The following is a 3,098-nucleotide window of genomic DNA, read 5'->3' as shown; positions in this document are numbered from 1 at the left end:
GGGCTCGGGGCGACCGGGCTCGCTGCGCCGGTGGGGGCTGGCCCGTTCGGGGCCGAGGCCGAGGCCGCGGGTGCCGGTGCCCGAGCGGCAGGTGCCGTCAGCGCCGGATCGCTGAGCGCCGCGGCACCCGCACACGCGGTGCCCGCCGTCGACGGTGGTGCGCACGCCGATGCTGAGCCGGATCCCGCGCATGCCGAGGGGGAGCCGGAGGCCGCGCACGCCGAGGCCACGGCAACGCCCGAGGCGACCACCGAGCCGGAGCCCACCCCGATCCCGGCGGCCGATCCCGAATCGCTCCCCGAGTTCGCGCCGGAGGATCTGCCCGCGCCGGTGTCGGCGACCGACGCCGCCGCCCTCGTCGACGCCGAGCCGCTCGTCGACGCGGTGCCGTTCGTGGATCCCGCGCCCGCCCCAGACACCCCTGGTGCGCACGCCGCGGAGCCGGCCGACGCCCCGGTGGTCCTGCCCGAGCCGACCCCGGCGCCCGTTGCCGCGCCGCGCAGCATGGGCCCGGACACCCAGCAGCTGGCGCAGAGCATTGCCGGCCTGGGCTTCACCGGCGGGGAGAACCCGCTTGTGCCGGCCCAGGAGCCGGCACACGAGGAGCCGAGCGCAGAGGACACCGCCGATCAGGATCCCGTGTCCGAGGACACCGCGCCGGTGGCTCCCGCCGTTCCCGAGCACGCGTTCCACGCGGACGCGGTGGACGCGGCGGCCCCGCCCGTCACGGGGGAGCTGAACTGGGAGCAACTGCTGTGGCAGGCCACCCAGGACGTCGACGGCGAGGACGCGGCGGACGCCGCGGACGCCGGGGACGCCGCGGACGCCGCTGGCGCGGCCGCCGACGAGGCCGAGAGCGACGAGAAGTAGATGGCCAGCAAGGGACGGCGCGGCTTCAAAGCCCCGGCGAACTACGAGCCGGGGCGGAAGCCCAAGGGGCGGAAGTTCCACGGTGGCCGCGCGCAGGATCCGAGCGCTGGATCCCCGCGGCGCCCCGCGCGCGACGACGCCGAACACCCTGCCGCTGGCCGGGACGGCGGCGCACGCCGCGATCCCGCGCAGCAGGGATCCCGATCGGATCGCAGGGATCCCGCGCAGCGTGACGCCGGTGCGAAGTCCGCGCGCGCGGCGTCGACCCCCCGCCAGGATCGCGGGCCGCGCGAGCAGCCGCTCGCCCGCCTCGACGCGAAGCTCACCACCGCAGCGGACGCCGCAGGGGTGAGCTTCGGCGACCTCGGGCTCGGCGGCAACATCGTGCGCGTGCTCGGGGAGCTGGGGGCGACGCAGCCGTTCCCCATCCAGGTCGCGACGATCCCGGACATCGTGCGAGGGCGCGACGTGCTCGGCCGCGCGCGCACGGGCTCCGGGAAGACCATCGCGTTCGGATCGGGCCTGGTCGAACGGCTCCTGCTCCTGAAAGCGCAGGGCGCGCTGGGGGCCGCGCCGTCGGCGAAGGCGAAATCGAAGCCGCAGCCGAAGCGTGGCGAGCGAGCCCCGCAGCGGCCGACCCGCAACCCGAAGGCGCTCATTCTCGCGCCCACCCGCGAGCTCGCGCTGCAGATCGACCGCACGATCCAGCCGATCGCCCGGTCCGTTGGGTTCTACACCGCGCAGCTCGTCGGCGGGGTGCCGCTCGACCCGCAGGTGCACGCCCTGCAGCGCGGCATCGACATCGTGATCGGCACGCCGGGGCGCGTGCAGGATCTGGTGAACCGCCGCAAACTCGACCTGCGCGAGGTGCTCATCACCGTGCTCGACGAGGCCGACCACATGTGCGACCTCGGCTTCCTCGAGCCGGTGCAGAACGTGCTGCGGCAGACGGTGCGCGGCGGGCAGCGGTTGCTGTTCTCCGCGACGCTCGACAGCGGGGTCACCGAGCTGGTCGAGGAGTTCCTGCGGGACCCTGCGGTGCACGAGGCCGAGGCGGGTGCTGACGGGACGGTGCGGCACCGGGTGCAGATCGTGCTGTGGGAGCACAAGGACCAGGCGCTGGTGCAGCTCGCCAGCGCGCCCGGCCGAGTGCTCGTGTTCTGCCGCACCCGCGCGTACGCGGAGCGGGTGGCCGAACTGCTCGGTGATGCCGGGCTGCGGGTCGCAGCGCTGCACGGCGACCTGAGTCAGTCGCGGCGCGAGCGCAACCTCGAGAAGTTTGCGACCGGGAAGGCGTCGGTGCTCGTCGCGACGGATGTGGCGGCGCGGGGGATCCACGTGGACGACGTCGACCTCGTGCTGCAGGCGGATCCGCCGGACGACTACAAGACGTACCTGCACCGGGCGGGGCGCACCGGCCGGGCCGGCCGGGACGGTGTCGTGGTGACGGTGATTGCGCGCACCAGGCAGAAGCGCACGCGTGAGCTGCTCGAAAACGCAGGGATCGTGCCGGAGGTGTTTGAGGACTTCGTCCCGGCGGGTGCGGTTGCGCCCCGGGAACCCGGCGCGCCGCGCGCCCCTCGTGCGCCTCACGCCCCCCGAACTTAGTGAGACTCCGATCCGCTGAGCGAGGGCCCAAGCGGATCAAGCTCTCCCGGAGTTCGGGGACGGCGGCCGAGGGCTCCGCACGGGCGACGGTCCGGCCCCGCAGCCCCAACTTTGTGCGAGGTTGATCCGGTTGGCCCGGCCTAAAGCGAACAAAACTCTCCCCAAGTGCGGAGACGGTTTCCGGGCGTGCCGAGCCGGTGGCGGTCCGGCCCCGCACCCACCCCGCACCCCCAACTTAGTGCGGGGTCGATCCGGTTGGCCCGGCCCTAAGCGGATCAAACCCTTACTAAATGAGTGGGGGCGGGGAAGGGGAGCCGGGGGGTTGGTCGGGGTCTCCAGTTTCGGGGCCTGCCGACTGGAGGGTATCGACAATGGTGATCGGTGCTTCATCCGCCCCGATTGTGGGGGAGTGAACGCGCAGTTGTTCCCCCGGAGCGGGGAGCCTAGCCTGGCTGCAGGTCAACCGACGACCGCGCATGCGGTCACGCGCGCACGCCAAAGGAGCCCCGATGAGCGACACCACCCCACAGGAACACCGCATCAACACGAGCGTCGTCAGCGACGCCCTGCTCGGCAAGTGGAAGCAGGAGCGCCTCGCCTCGCGCGAGCTCGCCGCAGAC

The 3,098-nt window shown here is 73.6% G+C and carries 1 protein-coding gene and 1 pseudogene; both read left to right on the top strand.

Annotated elements, in window-relative coordinates; all coding sequences use genetic code 11:
* Positions 1–870: pseudogene (locus EGM46_RS14790) on the top strand (hypothetical protein); the annotation flags it as partial.
* Entirely contained in the window at positions 871–2,478 is a 1,608-nt protein-coding gene (locus tag EGM46_RS14415; protein WP_125100815.1) for a DEAD/DEAH box helicase, read from the top strand.
* Positions 2,479–3,098 lie beyond the last annotated feature (620 nt).

Origin of the sequence: Leucobacter chromiireducens (genome assembly GCF_003917135.1) — a bacterium.
GTDB lineage: Bacteria > Actinomycetota > Actinomycetes > Actinomycetales > Microbacteriaceae > Leucobacter > Leucobacter chromiireducens_A.
Note: the sequence above shows the minus strand (reverse complement) of the source record. Positions and strands in the feature narration are given on the sequence as shown.

Excerpts from the sequence above, each read along its gene's own strand:
- EGM46_RS14415 (WP_125100815.1), top strand. The coding sequence starts at position 871 with ATGGCCAGCAAGGGACGGCGCGGCTTCAAAGCCCCGGCGAACTACGAG.